The 18,136-nt window shown below is 31.5% G+C and carries 20 protein-coding genes; 3 read left to right on the forward strand and 17 right to left on the reverse strand.

Annotated elements, in window-relative coordinates; translation table 11 throughout:
• Nucleotides 1-49: 49 nt before the first annotated feature.
• Entirely contained in the window at nt 50-883 is an 834-nt protein-coding gene (locus tag ACN4EE_RS00755) for an alpha/beta fold hydrolase (RefSeq protein ID WP_431704481.1), read from the forward strand.
• A gap of 30 nt (nt 884-913) precedes the next feature.
• Here the strand turns inward: ACN4EE_RS00755 and ACN4EE_RS00760 are convergent, their stop codons facing one another.
• The 4 genes from ACN4EE_RS00760 to ACN4EE_RS00775 all read right to left on the reverse strand — a co-directional run bounded on the left by ACN4EE_RS00760 (nt 914) and on the right by ACN4EE_RS00775 (nt 2,605).
• Nucleotides 914-1,156, reverse strand: a complete 243-nt coding sequence (locus ACN4EE_RS00760; RefSeq protein ID WP_431704627.1) for an HNH endonuclease — start codon at nt 1,154-1,156, stop codon at nt 914-916.
• A 17-nt stretch (nt 1,157-1,173) separates the two neighbouring features.
• Entirely contained in the window at nt 1,174-1,485 is a 312-nt protein-coding gene (locus ACN4EE_RS00765) for a KGK domain-containing protein (protein ID WP_431704482.1), read from the reverse strand.
• A 438-nt stretch (nt 1,486-1,923) separates the two neighbouring features.
• Nucleotides 1,924-2,361: a DUF29 domain-containing protein gene (locus ACN4EE_RS00770; protein ID WP_431704483.1), complete on the reverse strand. Its 438-nt coding sequence runs from the start codon at nt 2,359-2,361 to the stop codon at nt 1,924-1,926.
• A gap of 34 nt (nt 2,362-2,395) precedes the next feature.
• A complete protein-coding gene (locus tag ACN4EE_RS00775; RefSeq protein ID WP_431704484.1) occupies nt 2,396-2,605 on the reverse strand; it encodes a hypothetical protein in 210 nt (69 codons plus the stop codon).
• A gap of 281 nt (nt 2,606-2,886) precedes the next feature.
• Here ACN4EE_RS00775 and ACN4EE_RS00780 point away from each other — a divergent pair, with 281 nt between their 5' ends.
• Entirely contained in the window at nt 2,887-3,960 is a 1,074-nt protein-coding gene (locus ACN4EE_RS00780) for a glucose-1-phosphate thymidylyltransferase (protein WP_431704485.1), read from the forward strand.
• Between the two features lie 234 nt (nt 3,961-4,194).
• Here the strand turns inward: ACN4EE_RS00780 and ACN4EE_RS00785 are convergent, their stop codons facing one another.
• The 11 genes from ACN4EE_RS00785 to ACN4EE_RS00835 form a co-directional block, all read right to left on the reverse strand.
• Entirely contained in the window at nt 4,195-4,488 is a 294-nt protein-coding gene (locus tag ACN4EE_RS00785) for a YkvA family protein (protein ID WP_431704486.1), read from the reverse strand.
• 131 nt (nt 4,489-4,619) lie between these two features.
• Complete coding sequence (locus ACN4EE_RS00790; protein ID WP_431704487.1) at nt 4,620-5,855, reverse strand: RNA-guided endonuclease InsQ/TnpB family protein; 1,236 nt, start codon at nt 5,853-5,855, stop codon at nt 4,620-4,622.
• 220 nt (nt 5,856-6,075) lie between these two features.
• Nucleotides 6,076-7,530 carry an ABC transporter ATP-binding protein/permease gene (locus ACN4EE_RS00795; RefSeq protein ID WP_431704488.1) on the reverse strand — a complete coding sequence of 485 codons (1,455 nt, stop codon included), beginning with the start codon at nt 7,528-7,530 and terminating at the stop codon, nt 6,076-6,078.
• 29 nt (nt 7,531-7,559) lie between these two features.
• On the reverse strand, nt 7,560-7,922 hold the full coding sequence (locus ACN4EE_RS00800) for a hypothetical protein (protein ID WP_431704489.1): 363 nt from the start codon (nt 7,920-7,922) through the stop codon (nt 7,560-7,562).
• 685 nt (nt 7,923-8,607) lie between these two features.
• Nucleotides 8,608-12,366, reverse strand: a complete 3,759-nt coding sequence (locus ACN4EE_RS00805) for a hydantoinase B/oxoprolinase family protein (protein ID WP_431704490.1) — start codon at nt 12,364-12,366, stop codon at nt 8,608-8,610.
• Nucleotides 12,367-12,477: 111 nt separating this feature from the next.
• Complete coding sequence (locus ACN4EE_RS00810; protein WP_431704491.1) at nt 12,478-12,639, reverse strand: hypothetical protein; 162 nt, start codon at nt 12,637-12,639, stop codon at nt 12,478-12,480.
• Between the two features lie 7 nt (nt 12,640-12,646).
• Complete coding sequence (locus tag ACN4EE_RS00815; protein ID WP_431704492.1) at nt 12,647-12,943, reverse strand: hypothetical protein; 297 nt, start codon at nt 12,941-12,943, stop codon at nt 12,647-12,649.
• 118 nt (nt 12,944-13,061) lie between these two features.
• Nucleotides 13,062-13,319 carry a hypothetical protein gene (locus ACN4EE_RS00820; RefSeq protein ID WP_431704493.1) on the reverse strand — a complete coding sequence of 86 codons (258 nt, stop codon included), beginning with the start codon at nt 13,317-13,319 and terminating at the stop codon, nt 13,062-13,064.
• Nucleotides 13,320-13,398: 79 nt separating this feature from the next.
• Nucleotides 13,399-13,803: a type II toxin-antitoxin system VapC family toxin gene (locus ACN4EE_RS00825; RefSeq protein ID WP_431704494.1), complete on the reverse strand. Its 405-nt coding sequence runs from the start codon at nt 13,801-13,803 to the stop codon at nt 13,399-13,401.
• A 6-nt stretch (nt 13,804-13,809) separates the two neighbouring features.
• Nucleotides 13,810-14,106, reverse strand: a complete 297-nt coding sequence (locus ACN4EE_RS00830) for a hypothetical protein (protein ID WP_431704495.1) — start codon at nt 14,104-14,106, stop codon at nt 13,810-13,812.
• 225 nt (nt 14,107-14,331) lie between these two features.
• Nucleotides 14,332-14,787: a peroxiredoxin gene (locus ACN4EE_RS00835; protein WP_431704628.1), complete on the reverse strand. Its 456-nt coding sequence runs from the start codon at nt 14,785-14,787 to the stop codon at nt 14,332-14,334.
• A gap of 168 nt (nt 14,788-14,955) precedes the next feature.
• Here ACN4EE_RS00835 and trhO point away from each other — a divergent pair, with 168 nt between their 5' ends.
• Nucleotides 14,956-15,720: an oxygen-dependent tRNA uridine(34) hydroxylase TrhO gene (gene trhO / locus ACN4EE_RS00840; protein WP_431704496.1), complete on the forward strand. Its 765-nt coding sequence runs from the start codon at nt 14,956-14,958 to the stop codon at nt 15,718-15,720.
• An 8-nt stretch (nt 15,721-15,728) separates the two neighbouring features.
• Here trhO and ACN4EE_RS00845 read toward each other — a convergent pair whose 3' ends face one another.
• Nucleotides 15,729-17,270, reverse strand: coding sequence for a M16 family metallopeptidase (locus ACN4EE_RS00845; protein WP_431704497.1), 1,542 nt, complete (start codon nt 17,268-17,270; stop codon nt 15,729-15,731).
• A 252-nt stretch (nt 17,271-17,522) separates the two neighbouring features.
• Nucleotides 17,523-18,041 carry a phycobiliprotein lyase gene (locus ACN4EE_RS00850; protein WP_431704498.1) on the reverse strand — a complete coding sequence of 173 codons (519 nt, stop codon included), beginning with the start codon at nt 18,039-18,041 and terminating at the stop codon, nt 17,523-17,525.
• Nucleotides 18,042-18,136: the final 95 nt, after the last annotated feature.

Below are 18,136 nucleotides of genomic sequence, written 5' to 3' on the forward strand. Positions count from 1 at the left end.
TTCTTAATTCTTAATTCTTAATTCTTAATTCTTAATTCTTAATTCTTAAATGACAATACAAGAAAATAAAATAAAAGTTTCTTCTTTAGATTGGTTTTATCGGGAAAGTTTACCTTCCGAAAATAGTGATAAAACTCCCGTTATTTTACTTCATGGCTTGATGTCTCAGAGTTTTTGTTGGCTCGAAGTTATGCCTATTTTAGCAGAATATGGTTATCGATCGATCGCCCCAGATTGGTTAGGTTGGGGGTTGTCAGATAAGCCTGATAAAAGAGATTTTGCCTATACTCCTTCGGCTTATGTAACTGCTTTTAAAGACTTTATTGAGGAGTTAAAGTTGGAAAAAATATCCCTTGTGGTGCAAGGTTTTTTAGCTACCGTTGGCATTCAATATGCTTTAAAATATCCTGATAAAATTGATAAATTAATTATCTTAAATACTCCCATTTATGCTGAAGCAAAATTACCTTGGCAAATTGCCCAATGTGGTTTTCCCTTATTAGGTGATATGGTAACACAAGACCCGTTAATTGTCGATCGAACCTTAGAAAAAGGCTCAGGTTTTGTAATTTCCGACAATAATTTAGCCTTTTATCGTAAACCGATTGTGACATCTTCTTTAGCTGGTAGAACTTTAGTAACTGTTGTCAAAAAATTGAACTTAAAACAAGTAACTACAGAGATTGAATCTGGCTTAAAACAATGGCAAAAACCCTGTTTAATTATATGGGGAAAAGATGATCCTTGGCTAGAATTTGAACCTGTGGAAGCCTTAGTTAAAAGTAATAGTAACCTCAAATTAATTACTTTCGAGGAAGCAAAGCACTATCCCCAAGAGCATTTTTCTAAAGAAATTTCTCCTCAATTAGTTAACTTCTTATAACTCAAATTTTTGATATTCACGAGTTAGGAATTAGGAAAAATAACGGCGAAAACGAGAATCAATATTAGCTTTTTTTTGTTGATTACAATGACTGCAAAGGGTTTGTAAATTGCTTATGTCATTACTTCCTCCCTTTGCTAAGGGAATAATATGATCAATATTTAAGGTAGTTTCTGCAAATTTTTTACCACAACTTTGACACTGATATTTGTCTCTATTATAGACATATTTTCTCACTTCGATCGGAATAGGAATACGGGGAGTTTTTTTTATTTTTTCCATAATTAATTTTAATTTAATGATGATTCTTCAGGGCAAAATTCTACGGTAACTTTCAATTTCAACTTGCCTTTTTGCCAACCTAAACCGCCAACTTTTAAAACTTCTACATCAACACCATCATTAATCCATTTTTTACGATTATTATGACTATTTTCTTTCTTTAAATCATTATGAGATACATCGATTAATTTACACTTAATACCTTCGATTAAATACCCTAATTTAAACATAGATTGTCCTACATAAAAACGATGTACATCTTCATCGATAATGTGAATAGCATGGGCTTCGTTTTCTAAAGGTTGATAGTTTTCTGGCATGAGTTAATAATTTGCTGATAAAGCGACTAATTTGAAAAAATTTAAGTATATTTTACTTGTATTTTATCATAGAAAAAGATATTTATGAAATCGCTTTAGCAGATTTGAGCTATTACTTCGAGATTGCTTCGTGCCTCGCAACGCTGCGCGATTTATTGCGAAGTGAGTTAATGGATAATTCCATTAATTAAAAATTGTTTTTCAAGTTAAACTTAACAAGTACATAAATTTTCCGTTTTGTCAAGTTTTATATTAAGATTTGTTTCGCTAACAAGATCATTTATTACACAGCGAGTTATTGATGAAAACCATAAAAAATGGCTAGATTTCTTATTGATTATTATTTTAAGTTAAATCAAATTTTGAGAATGAAAATTCACTATAAACAAAGAGGGAACTTATTGTCAATTTCTCACGAATGATTGAGGATTGCTATAATTAGTTAATATTACTATCAGGTAAAAAATCTCTTGATAAAATGTTTATTAATAAATAAGGGCAAGATTCTGGAAAATAAGATAAACCTGTTTCTTTTTCAGCACTAATTACCGCTAAAGGGTAAATTTTTTCCTTCGTATCTTCTAAAATTGCTTTAAAACTGGGATTTTCTTTTAAGAGTTTTTCTAGTCTTAATCTTTCCTCTTTTATAGTTAATTGCCAACTACGAGAGCGTAAATTTGGTTGATATTGCCATTTTAATAAGTGCATAATTAAAACTTCTAATCTACTTTCTAATTCCCGTTTTTCTGATTTTCCCATAGCTTCAATTTCTTCTGCAATATTCGCCCAATCTAACAAATTAATTTCTTTATTTCTTAAGAATTTTACCTGTTGTTGTGTCCATCCATAAAAATCATTTTCATATTCAATATTCATTATTTTTACCTCTGATATATTGTTGATAAAATAGCTAATTAATCACTTTTTTTAGTTCTAAAACATCCGCAATGACACCATTTTTAAACCATTCTTTTGCTTCTTCATTAACCCCTATAGATTCTTGTATTTTGGTAAAAAACTCCTCAGATGTAAAAGTCTTGTGCGACATTCTTAATTTTGTTTTTTCATCTTCAAGAGTAATTACGTCTCGTTTATTTAAAATTTCTATATTTTCAGTCATAACTAATAGACATCTCCAGAAATAAAAAATTAAATCAATTTAGATATTGAAATCATTAAATTAATATAGTTTATCGTCATTTTCAATCGGGTAAAAATAATTATTGGAGAAGTTTATTGATTTTTCATATAATTATATAATTTCTAGTAAACATTCATTAAAAACCTCTCTCAAGGAGTAGTGACAATGAAATTTATCAACCCAAAAAGTGAGTAAATTGCCATCATGTTAGGATGGTTTAACCCCATTGAAAATATTTATATTATAAAAAATTATCGTTTATGAAAGCATTAATTTTATCAGGTGGCAAAGGTACAAGATTACGCCCTCTCACCTATACGGGGGCAAAACAATTAGTACCCGTAGCTAATAAACCCATTCTTTGGTATGGTATTGAAGCCCTTATTAGTGCTGGAATTAGCGATATAGGTATCATTATCAGTCCAGAAACAGGTGATGAAATTCAACGTAAAACAGGCAATGGTAGTAAATTTGGAATCAATATCACCTATATTGTACAAAATAGCCCCGATGGTTTAGCCCATGCCGTCAAAATTGCTCAACCTTTTCTCGGTGATTCTCCCTTTGTCATGTATTTGGGAGATAATTTAATTGCTGATGATTTAACTCAATATTTACAGGAGTTTAAAGAGCAAAATTTAGATGCTTTAATTCTGTTAAGAAAAGTCTCTAATCCTTCGGCATTTGGTGTCGCTACTGTCAACGAAAAAGGCGAAGTTTTAGCATTAGTAGAAAAACCGAAAAATCCTCCCTCTAATTTAGCTTTAGTCGGTATTTATTTTTTCTCTCCTCAAATTCATCGATCGATCTCAACCTTGAAACCATCTGCTAGGGGGGAATTAGAAATAACGGACGCTATTCAAAAGTTATTAGAAGACAAAAAATTAGTTAGTGCCAGACAACTTAAAAACTGGTGGTTAGACACAGGAAAAAAAGACGATTTATTAGAAGCTAATCGCATTATTTTAGACACTAATTTAACCGCAGAAAACTTAGGCAGAATAGAAGGAAATACTCAGTTAATCGGCAGAGTAAAAATAGGTAAAAACACAAAAATTATTAACTCCACCATTCGAGGACCTGTTATTATAGGAGAAAATTGTTATATAGAAAATTGTTTTATAGGTCCTTATTCTAGCATCGCAGACAACGTAACATTAACCGAATCTGACTTAGAACATAGCGTAGTGTTAGAATCGGCACAAATCTTAAACATTCAACAAAGAATAGTGGACAGTGTAATTGGACAAAGGGCAAAAATCAACCTTGTGTCAAAACGCCCTAAAGCCCTAAGTTTAATGATAGGAGATGATTCTCACATTGAATTGACTTAGTTCAATAGTGTACGGCGATAACTATTATATAGTGTTAATTTAATTGAGGTTTAGAATTTTAAAATTAGCAGATTTAGAACCTTTAAAAATTGTAATGACAATTTTAGTCGTAAAAAGGTAGTTCGATCGCATATTGGTAAGGCTCGATCGAACTTAAAGAATAAATTAAACTATAAAAATGTAGTCACAAATTAAGGTACTATAGAGAAATTTTTTAAAGAAATGCACCAGTTATTAATCTAAAGGAATAGCATCCACATCAACAGTTTTAGAACTATAATTTTCTGTATTAATATCTTGATCTTTCTTATTTTTCAGACTACTTAACACCATTTGAGAAACTTCCGTTAACATAATTGATAATAGGAAAAAGTCATCAATTTGTCCTGCCAAAGGGAAAAAATCAGGCGAAATATCAAAAGGACTTAATACATAAACTAAAGTACCTAAAATAATCCAATTTCTATATTTAGGATTGCGGATAGCGTTGCGATAAAAACCGTAGAGAGACTGAAGATTAATTTTCATGGGCGGTAGTGAGAATAATTAAATAACAAAGATATTTATTGATCTTAGCTTAATCATACCTCATCATTTACCATGAAGAAATAATTAAATAGTACTGTTTTCACCGCTCAAATAAACCTACTCAATCTTACTCAAAAGTTTGAAAGACTATTTATTCGTAATGGGTCAAGCATTACAGGGTTAAACGGCAAACCCTTTATTCCTTGGTTAAACACATCAGGAATTACTTTTTTTATGATGTTTAATGAACCATTTATATCCGCATTTATCAACTTATTTTCTGCGGTTTTATACAATCCTCTTGCTACTCTTTTTCCCTTAAATTTTACTTTTTTACCACCATATTTTGGTAAAATATCATTATCCATTGCACTAGATTGACTTGTGTAAGATTCTTCGGTTATGACTACTTTTATCCCTCTTAATTGGGCTTTATAAGTTAACATTTCTATTAACCTATTATGGGGAATGTTCACAAATTGTTGATTGTTTTTCTTCCCGATATTTATTTCTTGTTTCCACTGTTGATTATGTCCAATTATTAACAGTCCTATTTGATGTTTTATACCCCAGTCAATTACTCTTTTACTTGCCGTATGTAGATAGTTTTCTACTCGACAATTTCTTTTATGAGTTAGTGCTTTTAATTTGTTGGAAAAGTCTTGATTATTTCTTTTTTTTAGAGATGATTGTAACAAAGAGCGTCTTTTATTATAGTAGTTATTAATTGCCTTTAACGGTCTGCCATTAACCAAAAGAGGCTTGATACCTGTTTGATTTGTAGTTACTGCCATTAAATTATTTAATCCTAAATCTATTCCCGCTACTCCTTCATAATTTACTTTTTCCTCCTCTTTTTCATAGACTATTTCTATTACATAACAGCTAGTTTTTGGTACTATTCTCACCTCAATTATTTCCTTTAAATTTGTGGCAATTTTTATCTCACTCATGGACAAGTGACAAATTCCTTCTTTTAAAGATTTTTTATACACTGACTCAAAAGGATAAATCAAGATATTTCGACCTTTTTGTTTATGCTTATATTTAGGTATTTTTGGTTTTCCTAAAAATTTCTCAGGATGTTTTTCAAACTCTTTTAATGCCCCAATATAACTATTCCAAGCCGAATCTAATCTCCTAATAATTTGTTTACTAACTTTTGTCGGTAGTGCTAAATAATCAGGACTTTTAGAAACAAGATGATATAGTTGATTAAAGTTTAATTTTTTGTCATATTCAAAAAAATATTGACGATAATGATAGTTAGCAAGGTTAAAGAGATTTTTAGACAAAAAAGCCTTGTGATCAATCTCTGACCAAAAAGGGTGATTTTCAGTGATAACATGACGTTCGACTAGCTTCATTTCGGCTACGCTCAATACAAGCATTTTGACTACACTTAATACAAGCATATGATGATTATACAGCAAAATTAATCATTATGACTTAATTATCTTAAGTCTTCTCATTAGTCTTTAATAGCTATAAAAATGAGTAGATTTAGCAATAATTGAGTATATTTTTATGAACAGTAATTAGCCCCTTATAATGATGGTTTACAGAATAAGCTAGGACGCATCTTTACTATAACAAAGTTTTTTCTTGTTTATAAGCATAATTAGCTAATAAATAAAAGCAAATACTAAACCAAATTAACCAACTTATATGTATGAAAAAATAGTGATCATAATTGGGTAAATTGAAGCCCCATGAAATTAATTGTCCATAATGATAAAAAGGAGAAAAAATTACTAAATCTTGAATTATGGGAGAAAAAGGAAGGGGTAAACCAACGGTTAATAAAGCAGGAATTAATAAAAGCATAGCAACAATATCGATGGCTTTTGGACGTAAAATATAGGCAAAAGATAACCCTAAAATTGTGAGAGGAATACAACCAAAAATTAAAACAAATATCAAAAAAATCCACTCTAAGGGTGTTTGTTGAATATGTAATTTCCATGCACTTAAACTGAACATTGTTACTAAACTAAGCATTAGTAAACCGAGAAAAACTATCACTTTAGAGCCTAAATAAATCATTGGGGGTAAAGGTGTAAAACGCAGTAATTTCAACCACCCTTCCACTCGATCGAAAGCGACTATTTTCCCAAAACAAATCAAGCTAAAAACTAGCATAAATAATAAGGCTAGAATCGCTAAGATAATTTTATTGGGTTGATAGATACTAGGTAAAGGTAAAAGATTTTGAGGTAAAAATAAGGGAATTAAACTAAACAATAAAATACCGATAATAATTTCATAATTAGCTAAATATTGTTTAACTTCAAACCAAATTTGTTCTTGCCACATTTTCACAAAATAATTGAAGGTTAGGGCATCTTTTTTATTAGTTAAATTAATGTTATCTATTACTTGATTATTTCCATGATAATTTTCTTGAATTTTACCATCAGAAATGGTTATTGTTCTAGTAACAAAGTCATTTAAAACCTCCCAATCAGAGTTATTATTTGTCACCATTAAAATACTTATTCCCTGCTCTCGACAGGCTTTTATTTGTTGCCAAAATTCATTTAAACCATCTTGATCTAAATTTCTCGTTGGTTCGTCTAAAATTAATAATTGAGGGTTTCCTGCCAGTGCGATGGCAAAAAATAATCTTTGCTCTTCTCCACCTGATAATTTAGAGGCTAAAAAATTAGATTTTTCTTGAAGATTAACCCGATTTAAAATTTCTTGAGTAGAGGGAGAATTGGGATAATAACTTCTCAATAAATTGACTAATTCTTGGACTGTAACATTTTTAGGAAGTGCAACTTTTTGCAAAACAACTCCTAAATTTAATTTAGATTCAGGGGATTGGGGAGAGTAATTTAATAATTTTATTTCCCCTTTATCTGGTTTAGATATACCTAAAATTAAATTAATTAATGTGGTTTTACCTGAACCATTATTACCTTTGAGAACAACAAATTCCCCCGTTTCTACGATAAAACTTATATCATTGATAATTTGTTTTGTTTCTCCTTTATAAGTAAATTTTTTACTGATATTTGTTACTTCTATTAATTTCATGTTTTTTGATTTCAATTAGAATACTAAAATTAACTGCTAGTGTGAAAAGTCGTGTACATAATTAACCAGACAATAATGCCAATGGGAATACCAATTATGGGATTGATAGATAAAGCTGGAATAATTGATATTAACCATACTGAACCTAAACCTGCTAATGTGCCTCCTAAAATGGGGGTAATATCTGCATCTAGTATTCCTATCATAGAATTTCCAAAATATTTGAACGTAAAAAATGTTGCTGTTATTAAGAATAAAATCGCAAAAACTTTGCCTAAATTTTTAAATAAAAACGCTAATACCTCTAATATTCCATCTTTAAAAGAATTAAATAATAGGTTCGTTTTTTTGTCGGAATCTTGATTATTATTAGATGGATTTTCTGTATTCATAAAATTATTGTCCTGATTATTAAGAGTTCGATCGATCTGAATATTTTATCGTTGTAAGAAAGGGATTTTTTTTGAAATAAATGGAATAGTTTTCTGTATAATATTATCCCATCGATTAGAATTTTGTTTACAAAAAATACTGTTTGATTTTACAGTTTTACAAGAAAGAGAAGAAGGGCAACCTATCATCGGTTTACAAGAATGCTGAATATTCCAAGTAATCATTATTAAAAACACCGTACTAATAATAAAAATACTGAGAAAAATTCCCTTAAAAATCCCTTGATTAAAAGTTTTCAACTCTGAATTAGAAGAAAAAGACATACTTTTATATTTTATTTTGTGTTTATGTTGTCAATTATAACAATCAGGAATGATTCAAAAGAAATTTTTTGTCTGTTGACTATGATGATTAAGTTTTAAGATAGAAAATCTCACCACTGATAAAAGATTGCTATATTGATTCATCATTACAAATTATATAACGATTGATATAATAAATTTTCTCTTTTTGTAAAGTATCTCATTCCGAGCTAATACAGGCATATCAGCCTGTGCCACAGAATCTAAATCCCTTGATTTTTGGTACAAGTGTGTTGTTAATTATTGCCTCTTGCTTACCTTCACAAATAATTAATCAAACTAAAATATAGAAGAATCACAATCGATGTAATTTAACTTAATATTAACTTGAAAAACCTCCTCCTCCGGGGGTTTTAATGACAAAAACATCATCAATATCGACATTAACGGTATCATTACTAGATAGTTTTTGTTTTGAGCCATCTTTTTTAATCACATAATTTTCTCCTCTTTTTCCGTTATTACCTCCCTTTAAACCTAACGGAAAAGTTACTCTTTTATTAGACAAAATTCCTGCCGTCATCGGTTCTAAAAAACGAATGGCACGAATAACGCCATTTCCGCCCTGATAACGCCCTTCTCCTCCGCTACCCTTGCGAACTCCAAAATGCTCTAATCGCACGGGAAAACGGCTTTCTAGGACTTCTGGATCGGTTAATCGAGAGTTGGTCATATTCGCTTGTATAGCGTCTGTGCCGTGATGGTTATATCCTGCTCCCGAACCTCCGCAAATTGTCTCGTAATATTGATATTTTGCGTTACCGAAGGTAAAGTTATTCATCGTGCCTTGAGAGTTTGCCATGATACCCAGTGCGCCGTAAAGGCAATCGACTATGTTTTGAGAGGTTTCTACATTTCCTGCAACTACCGCCTTGGGGTATTGGGGGTTAAGCATACAACCTTCGGGAATAATAAGGTGGATGGGTTTAAGACAACCTGCGTTTAAGGGGATGTCGTCATCAACGAGGGTACGAAAAACGTATAAAACGGCAGCTTTGGTGACGGCAAGGGGCGCATTGAAGTTATTATCCAGTTGCGCTGATGTACCGGTAAAGTCGATCGAACAGGTAGAATTATGTTTATGGATAGTAATTTTAGCTTGAATTTTTGCCCCATTATCTAACTCAGTAATAAATTCCCCGTCTTGTAAAAAATTGATGGCTTTTTTAACACAAGTTTCTGCATTATCTTGGACAAATTGCATATAATTTTTGACAGTATTTAAGCTATAGGTATTCGCAAGATTTATTAATTCTTGGACACCTTTATTATTAGACGCAACTTGGGCTTTTAAATCTGCTAAATTTTGTTCATAATTTCTGACGGGATAGGGATGGTTGGTTAATAAATTTTTGAGAGCGGTTTCTTGAAATATTCCCTCTTTGATTAAACAAAAATTGTCGATTAAAATTCCTTCTTCTTCAATATTGCTACTATGGGGAGGCATTGAGCCGGGGGTTACTCCGCCTATATCTGCATGATGTCCACGGGAAGCCACATAAAAATCAGCATGACTATTATTATTAACAAAAACGGGAGTAACAGCGGTAATATCTGGTAAATGAGTTCCCCCATTATAGGGATTATTGGTTAAATAAACATCACTTTTTTTGATATTAATTCTCTTGTCATTAATTAAGGCTTTGACACTTTCACTCATTGAGCCCAAATGTACAGGAATATGAGGAGCATTGGCAACTAATTCTCCTTTTTCATCAAAAATTGCACAGGAAAAATCTAGTCTTTCTTTGATATTGACAGAATAGCTCGTATTTTGTAAAGTAATGCCCATTTCTTCGGCGATAAAGCGAAAAAGGTTGTTAAAAATTTCCAATAAAATAGGATTAGGTTGATTATCTTTAGTGAGAATATTTTCCCTTCTGGAAATATCTTTATTTTTGCTAGGGATAGTATTATTTAAAGTCTCGTTATTTTCTGCATTTACTAAGGAGGTTTCGTCTTCAATTTTGCTTAAAATTAAGTTACCATCGGGGTTAATTTCTCCTTGCCAACCGATTTCAATAACATTTGTACCTGTGGATTCAACTATTAAGGCTGGGGCGTTGATTTTTTTATCAACTTTTATTTTTTCTCGCTCATAAATAGGGGTATCATGCCATTGATTTTTACTGTACATTTTCACTCTGGTAATGGGTGAGAAATCATCTACATTTTGTGGATAAAATTTGCTTTCTTTTTCTTGATAGGTAGGGCAAATAAGTTCGATCGAGATTTGGTCAATAACAAGGATTTTCTCTGGTAAAATGAAGCCGTATTGTTGTTGATGAATTTGGTTAAATTGTTGGAATATATTTTCATAGTTAGTAAAATTAAGCTCTAAACTAGAGTCTGTACCTTGATATTTTAAGTAAATTTTTTGTTTAATCTCAATGGAGTTATTATTTATCTCTATTTGTTGCTCTAATTCTTGTTTAGCTTGGTTTTCCAGATAAGTATATTCTTTTTTAGTGGTTTCGATCGAACTTTCATTACAGATAATATTAAGGGTTTTTTCTTTAATAATTCTTATATCAGCCATGCCAATACCGTAAGCCGATAAAACTCCAGCGAGGGGATGTAAAATAATTTTTTTGATACCCAATTTTTCAGCAATTAAACAAGCGTGTTGCCCTCCAGCGCCTCCAAAACAACATAAGGCATATTGACTAACATCATATCCTTTTTGCAGAGAAATTTTTTTGATAGCGTTAGCCATTTTTTCTACGGCAATAGTAATAAATCCTTGAGCAATTTCTTCTAAGGAAGTATCATTATTTATCTGTTGTTGAATCTCAATAAATTTTTGCTTAACTATATTAAAGTCTAAAGGTTGATCGGCATTTTTACCAAATACTTGCGGAAAAAAATCAGGCTGTATTTTCCCTAATAAAACATTACTGTCGGTGATAGTCAAACTTCCCCCTTTACCATAACACGCAGGACCCGGATTTGCACCTGCTGATTCTGTGCTGACTCGATAACGACTACCATCAAAGTAACAAATTGAGCCTCCTCCAGCCGCTACGGTGTGAATTGCCATCATTGGAGTCCGCATTCTCACTCCTGCTATTTCTGTCTCAAAATTTCTCTCTAATTCTCCTGCATAATGGGCAACATCGGTGGAAGTGCCTCCCATATCAAAGGTGATAATTTTTTGAAACCCTGCCTTCTCACAAATTTTGACAGCGCCCACAATGCCCCCCGCAGGTCCTGATAGTATGCTATCCTTACCTTGAAAGTAGTTACTATCCACCAATCCGCCGTTAGACTGCATAAACATCAATTTCGGTAATGGTTGAGATTCCTTCGCTATCCCTCGGAATGACAGATTGTCTTTTGTGTTGTCTGTGTTTGATAAACCTTCTTCTTGCAGACTGGTTTTGACTTGATTAACGTAGGCTTTCAACACGGGAGACAGGTAAGCATCAACTACGGTGGTGTCTCCTCGACTGATGAGTTTGATGAGGTTACTGACTTGATGAGATACCGACACCTGAGTAAATCCTATTTTACGAGCGATCGAACTTATCAGCAATTCGTGATCATGGTAACGATAACCGTGCATTAACACAATAGCGCAACTACGGAAACCTCGATCGAACCTTTCTTGTAAGTCTTTTTGTACTTCTTCGGGGTTAATCGGTTGCAATTCTTCTCCGTCAGCAGAGTATCGCCCAGCCACTTCTATTACATCTTGATAGAGCATTTCTGGTAAAATGATATTTCGGGCAAAAATATCTGGACGATGCTGATAACCGATGCGTAAAGCGTCTCTCAAGCCACGATTGATTACCAATACCACTCCTTCTCCTTTTCTTTCTAAAAGGGCATTAGTAGCGACAGTTGTCCCCATTTTTATTACCTCAATATCTGTAGTGGGGAGAGGTTGCCCTGATGGTATGTTAAGAATATGTCTAATTCCTTCGATGGGTGCAGATTGATAATGTTCAGGATTCTCGGATAATAGTTTATGGGTGATAATTTTGCCTTCGGGATTTAAGGCTACAATATCAGTAAATGTACCCCCTCGATCGATCCAAAATTGCCATTCTTTTTCTGGTTTATTAGTTTGTTTGATCATCGTGAATTAATCTTTAATTATATATAAGTAAAGTTAAACATTATCAGTTATTTAATAGAATATAGTCAGGAAAATTTATGAGGCTTTTCAGGTTCGATCGAAATGTTATTATTATGACCAATTTTCTAAATTTAAACCCTCAATTCTAGCTAAATCACTATCATTAGAAATCATAATTAAATCCTTAGATTCAATCCTCTTAATTTGTTGAATAATTTGAGTATTTTGTTTAAGTGTTAAAGAGACAATATTTGTATCGAATAAATAACCCATATATCTCCTATTTACGTTTAATTGCATCTTCAAAAATTGCCATTTCTTCAGGAGTAAAATCATCACCTATTGTTGCTAACAATTCAACAGACATCATTTTACTACAACGATTTTTGAGACTTTCTTCTGAGACATTATTAAATTCTTCAAAAGATAGGTTTTCTTGAAATACTGTAACCAAACCTTGTACTATTTTTTCATAATCTAAATATTTTTTAAAGATAGGACGTTCTGACCTTAAAATAGTAACTATATTCTCAATTTTTTTCACCATTGATTCTTGTTTAATATCCGTTGATAACATAATTATTACCTCATTAAATGAATAGTTTTTACTACCATTATATCAAATTTTTTATTATCTAAAATAGTTCAGAATTGCTTATTTACGTCTAATTGTATCTTCAAAAATTACCATTTCTTCAGGGGGTGAAATAATTACCAACATTTAATAAAAGTCTTACAGCCATCATCTCCCGACAAAGCTTTTTTAGTTTTTCATCTGACATAACATTAAATTCTTCAAAAGAGAAGTTTCTTTGAAAAGCATTGACTAAATCTAGTAACGTTTCTGAATAATCAAGGTTTTCTTTATAGATAGGATATTCTTCTCTTAAAATAGCAACTATATTCTCAATTTTTTTCATCATTGATTCTTGTTTAATATCCGTTGATAACATAATTATTACCTCATTAAATGAATAGTTTTTACTACCATTATATCAAATTTTTTTTATCTAAAACAGTTCGATCGAAACGTTATAATAATGACCAATTTTCTAAATTTAAACCCTCAATTCTCGCTAAATCACTATCATTAGAAACCATAATTAAATCCTTAATAATTGCCGTAGAAGCGATTAAAATATCTTCCGTTTGAATTGGTAAACCTTTTAATCTAAGATTAGCGTGAATTTGGGAGGCTTTTTCTAAAATAGCCAAATCATCTAAAAAAATTATTTGATAATTCTCACAAAACTCTTGAAATTCTCTTCTTTGTTTAGGTGCATCAACTGCCAAAAAACCTCGTCTAATTTCAAAATAAGTGATACAACTAATAAATATCGTTTTATTTTGAAGGTTAATATCATCAATTTTTTGAATAATTTGACGATTTTTTCTAAGAGCAAAAGAAACGATATTAGTATCTAATAAATAGTTCATAATTATCTATTTGCGTTTAATTGCATCTTCAAAAATTATCATTTCTTCAGGGGTAAAAGAATCACCAATATTTCCCAAAAGTCTTACCGCCATCATATCTCGACAGTGTTTTTTTAATTTTTCATCTGACATAGCATTAAATTCTTCAAAAGATAAGTTTCTTTGAAAAGCATCGACTAAATCTAGTAACGTTTCTGAATAATCAAGACTTTTTTTATAGATAGGATATTCTTCTCTTAAAATATCAACAGTATTCGTAATTTTTTTAACCATTGATTCTTGTTTAATATCGGTTGATAACATAATTATTCCCTCATTAAATAAATAGTTTTTATCAATATTGTATCAAATTTTTGATGATTGAAAATAGTTCGATCGAACCTTAATCTGAGATTATGATTATAATTGTTTTTTATAGATATGTAGGGGTTGAATAATATTCAACCCTCCCAAGGCTTTAAACCTTATTATCCTTCTTTTTAAAGATGTTTATTGATGTTAATTTTAACAATCTTCTTGAGGATATTATTAGAAATTTTTGATAGTTTTTAAGGCTTCGTCCACATGGGCTTTAAAATCTAACATAGAGTTAAAAATATGTCTAACGATACCTTCTTTATCAATCACATAAGTCACCCTACCGGGTATGATAAACAAAGTGGAAGGCACATCAAATAGTTTTCTGACTTGATTTTGACTGTCACTCAATAAAATAAAGGGTAATTGATATTTACTCGCAAATTGTTGATGAGATTGCACGGAATCGCTACTAATACCGATAATTTCCGCACCAGCTTCCTTAAATATTTCATAGCTATCTCTAAAAGCGCAGGATTCTGCGGTACAACCGGGGGTATCATCTTTAGGATAAAAATAAACTACCACGGCTTTTTTCCCGAAAAAGTCTTTTAAACTAACGTTTTCCCCCGTTGCTGAAGGTAATGTAAAATCGGGCGCTCGATCGCCTACTTGTAAACTTGCCATAATAGTTAATAATGAATGGTTAATAGTAAATAAATGAAGATACCTATTATAGTTAATCATAAAATGTCTTTGCGAGGTACGAAGCAATCTCCTGCAATTTTTTTTAGTTGGATGTTAGGTTATAATAAGGATAGATATTTGTCTATTTGAGTCGGAAAAATAATTGATATGAGTTTTACGTTTGCCTCATTTTATCGTTTTTTATTATTAGAGAATTTAACAGATTTACAAACTAAATTTTTAAACTGGTGTAATGAAGAAAAAATTAAGGGTACAATTTTAATTGCTACCGAAGGTATTAACGCTAATATTGTGGGAGAAAAAGAGGGATTAATTACAGTTATTGAAAATATAAAAAAAGAGTTAAACTGTGAAGATTTAGAGATAAAATATGCAGAGGTTGAATTAATGCCTTTTGAAAGGATGAAAGTCAAAATTAAAGCAGAAATTATCACTTTTGGCATTGAAGAAGCTAATCCTAATAAGCAAGTGGGTACTTATATTAAGCCTAAAGATTGGAATAATTTAATTGCTCAACCTGATGTAAAATTAGTGGATACTCGCAATGAATATGAGTATAATATTGGGACTTTTAAAGGGGCAAAAAATCCTCATATTGATTCTTTTAAAGAGTTTAATGATTATATAGAAAAGAATTTAAACCCAGAAAAAGATAAAAAAGTAGCCTTATTTTGTACAGGAGGTATTCGTTGCGAAAAGGTTACTTCTTTGATGTTAAGTAAAGGTTTTAAAGAGGTTTATCATCTACAAGGTGGCATTTTAAAATATTTGGAAGAAATACCCCCTGAAGAGAGTTTATGGGAGGGGGAGTGTTTTGTTTTCGATGAAAGGGTAGCGGTTAAGCATGGTTTGGAAACCGGCAGTTATGAATTATGCCCTGACACTGGAAATCCAATAGTTCGATCGAATTAGGGTATATATTATTGTATGTTGATGTCTATGGTTTCTAATTTGCCGATGGTTTTATTCTCAGGGGTAAAGGTTTCTTTAGCGACTCTTTGAATATCCTCCGCCATGACGGCGGAAATTTTATCTAAATTGGTGAATAAATTACGCCAATCTCCCGTTTTTACCTGATATTCAGTCAATAATCTTGCCATTCCTGCATTAGAATTTAAACCTCTTAATAAGGAGGCTTTGGCTTGGGTTTTCACTCTTTCTAATTCTTCCTGATTGACGGGTTGAGTTTTTAGTTTTTCAATCTCTAAATGTAAAGCGGTTTGCAATTCATCTAAGGTTCGATCAGGGGTAGATAGGGCATAAAATAACATTAGATTAGGGTATTTATCTCCCGGAAAACCTGTAAATCCAGAAGCGGTTAAGGCAACTTTTTTGTCTTCCACCAAAGATTTATAAAGACGAGAAGTGCGTCCATCACTTAAAATAGAACCCATGATGTCATAAACAATATAATCAGGATGGTTTAAATCTGGTATGTGATAACCTTCCATATATATCGGCTGAGAAGGATATTGAATAGTAACTTCTCTGGTTTGAGTTTGTTTAGGCTCAATTATACTGACACTAGAAGGTTTAGTGCTAGAGGGAAATCTACCAAAGTATTTTTCTGCCATAGTTTTAACCTCTTGAGGATTAACGTCACCGACAATGGCAATAGTGATATTACTTCCCCCATAATAAGCCTCAAAGAAATCTTGTATATTTTGCCTTGTTAAATTTCTTATATCTGTTTCATAACCAATTACAGGGCGTTTATAGGGATGTTGAGTGAAAGCTGTATCAAGAAAACCCTCTACCATTTTACCGATAGCAGAGTTATCGGTGCGCAACTTTCTTTCTTCTAAAATGACTTGTTTTTCCATATAAAATTCTCGAAAGACGGGGTTTAAAAATCTTTCTGATTCTAAATACATCCACAACTCTAATTTATTAGCAGGAAAGTTATAGAAATAGACAGTGGCATCGGCAGAAGTTGCGGCATTTAAACCCACACCTCCTTCAATTTCGACAATTTCTCCAAATTCATTTTGTTTAACAAATTGACTAGCTTTTTGATTTAATTCTTCTAATTGAGTGGTTAATTGAGCTACTTTTTCTTGATTATTAGCTTGTTGAGCTTCTTTTATTTCATCAAAAACTTGATCTAATTTATCTAAAATTACTTTTTCTTCTTCATAGTTAGTCGTGCCAATTTCGGGCGTACCTTTAAAGGCTAAATGTTCCAAAAAATGAGCTACTCCTGTTTGCCCATCTGGCTCATTTACTCCTCCAACATCAACATAAGTAACGAAAGATATTATGGGAGCTTTTTTATTTTCCATGACAATAAATTTGATATTATTATCTAAGGTAAATTCAGTGACATTAGATTGAAATTGCTCTAAATAGGGTTGTATTGACTGAGATTGATTATTTATGGCAGTTTTAGCGAATACTAAATCAGTATTAAAACTCCAGATTAAAGATATTATTAAAGTCCAATAAAATATTTTTTTCAGCATTTTTTTATAATTAATAATGAATAGTTAATAATAATAATTTTTAAATACAAAATAACGTTTATGAGATTGCTTCGTGCCTCGCAATGACAAAAAAATAGAGTAACTTAAATAATTAGAGAGATTGCTTCGTGCCTCGCAATGACAATATAAAAATGTATAATTTTTAATTCATTACTCATTACTTATTACTCATTACTTATTACTCATTACTCATTACTCATTACTCATTCCTCATTACTCATTACTCATTACTCATTCCTCATTCTTAATTACTCGGCGGATTTCAGAATAAAAAGAGGTTTCCATAACTTGCCCATTATTTTTGACAATGGTATTGCGTAAACGTAAATTCTCACTGGCAAAACAAATTCTTTCTTCTATATAATGGCTGTCTTTTTCAATAATTAAGGTTAAAGATTTATCTTCGGCTAAAATATATCTCCCCATTAAGTTGTCTTTATTTTTGACGATTCTTAAAATTTTTCCTTGATTGTCGTCTTTCTCATCCCGAAACATAAACATTAAACTATCCCCTTGTTGTTTTGGTTTTCCCCAATCAGGAGAGTTATCCCATTTTGATTCGATCGAACCCAATGCTAAGGTAAGATTATATTCTGGAGATAATGAGGTAATGTCGGCTTCTGTAGGGGGAAGAAGATTGATAGTTACATTGGCTTTACTATTATCAACATCGTTATTTACTATATTATAAGTGCTACGCTGAGAAAACCATTCTCCCGCAGAGTTTTCTAAAAAAGTATTAATATTCATTCAGTCTAAAATTACAAATAATTTTTATATCTCGATCGATTATAACCTGAGTTCGACATTGAGAAAGACAGGGGAGAGAGGTAGGGTGTTGAAAT

This window comes from Geminocystis sp. CENA526 (assembly GCF_050753365.1).
In the GTDB taxonomy this organism is placed as follows: Bacteria; Cyanobacteriota; Cyanobacteriia; order Cyanobacteriales; family Cyanobacteriaceae; genus Geminocystis.

Excerpts from the sequence above, each read along its gene's own strand:
- ACN4EE_RS00755 (WP_431704481.1), top strand. The coding sequence starts at position 50 with ATGACAATACAAGAAAATAAAATAAAAGTTTCTTCTTTAGATTGGTTT.
- ACN4EE_RS00765 (WP_431704482.1), bottom strand. The coding sequence starts at position 1,485 with ATGCCAGAAAACTATCAACCTTTAGAAAACGAAGCCCATGCTATTCAC.
- ACN4EE_RS00770 (WP_431704483.1), bottom strand. The coding sequence starts at position 2,361 with ATGAATATTGAATATGAAAATGATTTTTATGGATGGACACAACAACAG.
- ACN4EE_RS00775 (WP_431704484.1), bottom strand. The coding sequence starts at position 2,605 with ATGACTGAAAATATAGAAATTTTAAATAAACGAGACGTAATTACTCTT.
- ACN4EE_RS00780 (WP_431704485.1), top strand. The coding sequence starts at position 2,887 with ATGAAAGCATTAATTTTATCAGGTGGCAAAGGTACAAGATTACGCCCT.
- ACN4EE_RS00785 (WP_431704486.1), bottom strand. The coding sequence starts at position 4,488 with ATGAAAATTAATCTTCAGTCTCTCTACGGTTTTTATCGCAACGCTATC.
- ACN4EE_RS00790 (WP_431704487.1), bottom strand. The coding sequence starts at position 5,855 with ATGAAGCTAGTCGAACGTCATGTTATCACTGAAAATCACCCTTTTTGG.
- ACN4EE_RS00795 (WP_431704488.1), bottom strand. The coding sequence starts at position 7,530 with ATGAAATTAATAGAAGTAACAAATATCAGTAAAAAATTTACTTATAAA.
- ACN4EE_RS00800 (WP_431704489.1), bottom strand. The coding sequence starts at position 7,922 with ATGAATACAGAAAATCCATCTAATAATAATCAAGATTCCGACAAAAAA.
- ACN4EE_RS00805 (WP_431704490.1), bottom strand. The coding sequence starts at position 12,366 with ATGATCAAACAAACTAATAAACCAGAAAAAGAATGGCAATTTTGGATC.
- ACN4EE_RS00810 (WP_431704491.1), bottom strand. The coding sequence starts at position 12,639 with ATGGGTTATTTATTCGATACAAATATTGTCTCTTTAACACTTAAACAA.
- ACN4EE_RS00815 (WP_431704492.1), bottom strand. The coding sequence starts at position 12,943 with ATGTTATCAACGGATATTAAACAAGAATCAATGGTGAAAAAAATTGAG.
- ACN4EE_RS00820 (WP_431704493.1), bottom strand. The coding sequence starts at position 13,319 with ATGTTATCAACGGATATTAAACAAGAATCAATGATGAAAAAAATTGAG.
- ACN4EE_RS00825 (WP_431704494.1), bottom strand. The coding sequence starts at position 13,803 with ATGAACTATTTATTAGATACTAATATCGTTTCTTTTGCTCTTAGAAAA.
- ACN4EE_RS00830 (WP_431704495.1), bottom strand. The coding sequence starts at position 14,106 with ATGTTATCAACCGATATTAAACAAGAATCAATGGTTAAAAAAATTACG.
- ACN4EE_RS00835 (WP_431704628.1), bottom strand. The coding sequence starts at position 14,787 with ATGGCAAGTTTACAAGTAGGCGATCGAGCGCCCGATTTTACATTACCT.
- trhO (WP_431704496.1), top strand. The coding sequence starts at position 14,956 with ATGAGTTTTACGTTTGCCTCATTTTATCGTTTTTTATTATTAGAGAAT.
- ACN4EE_RS00845 (WP_431704497.1), bottom strand. The coding sequence starts at position 17,270 with ATGCTGAAAAAAATATTTTATTGGACTTTAATAATATCTTTAATCTGG.
- ACN4EE_RS00850 (WP_431704498.1), bottom strand. The coding sequence starts at position 18,041 with ATGAATATTAATACTTTTTTAGAAAACTCTGCGGGAGAATGGTTTTCT.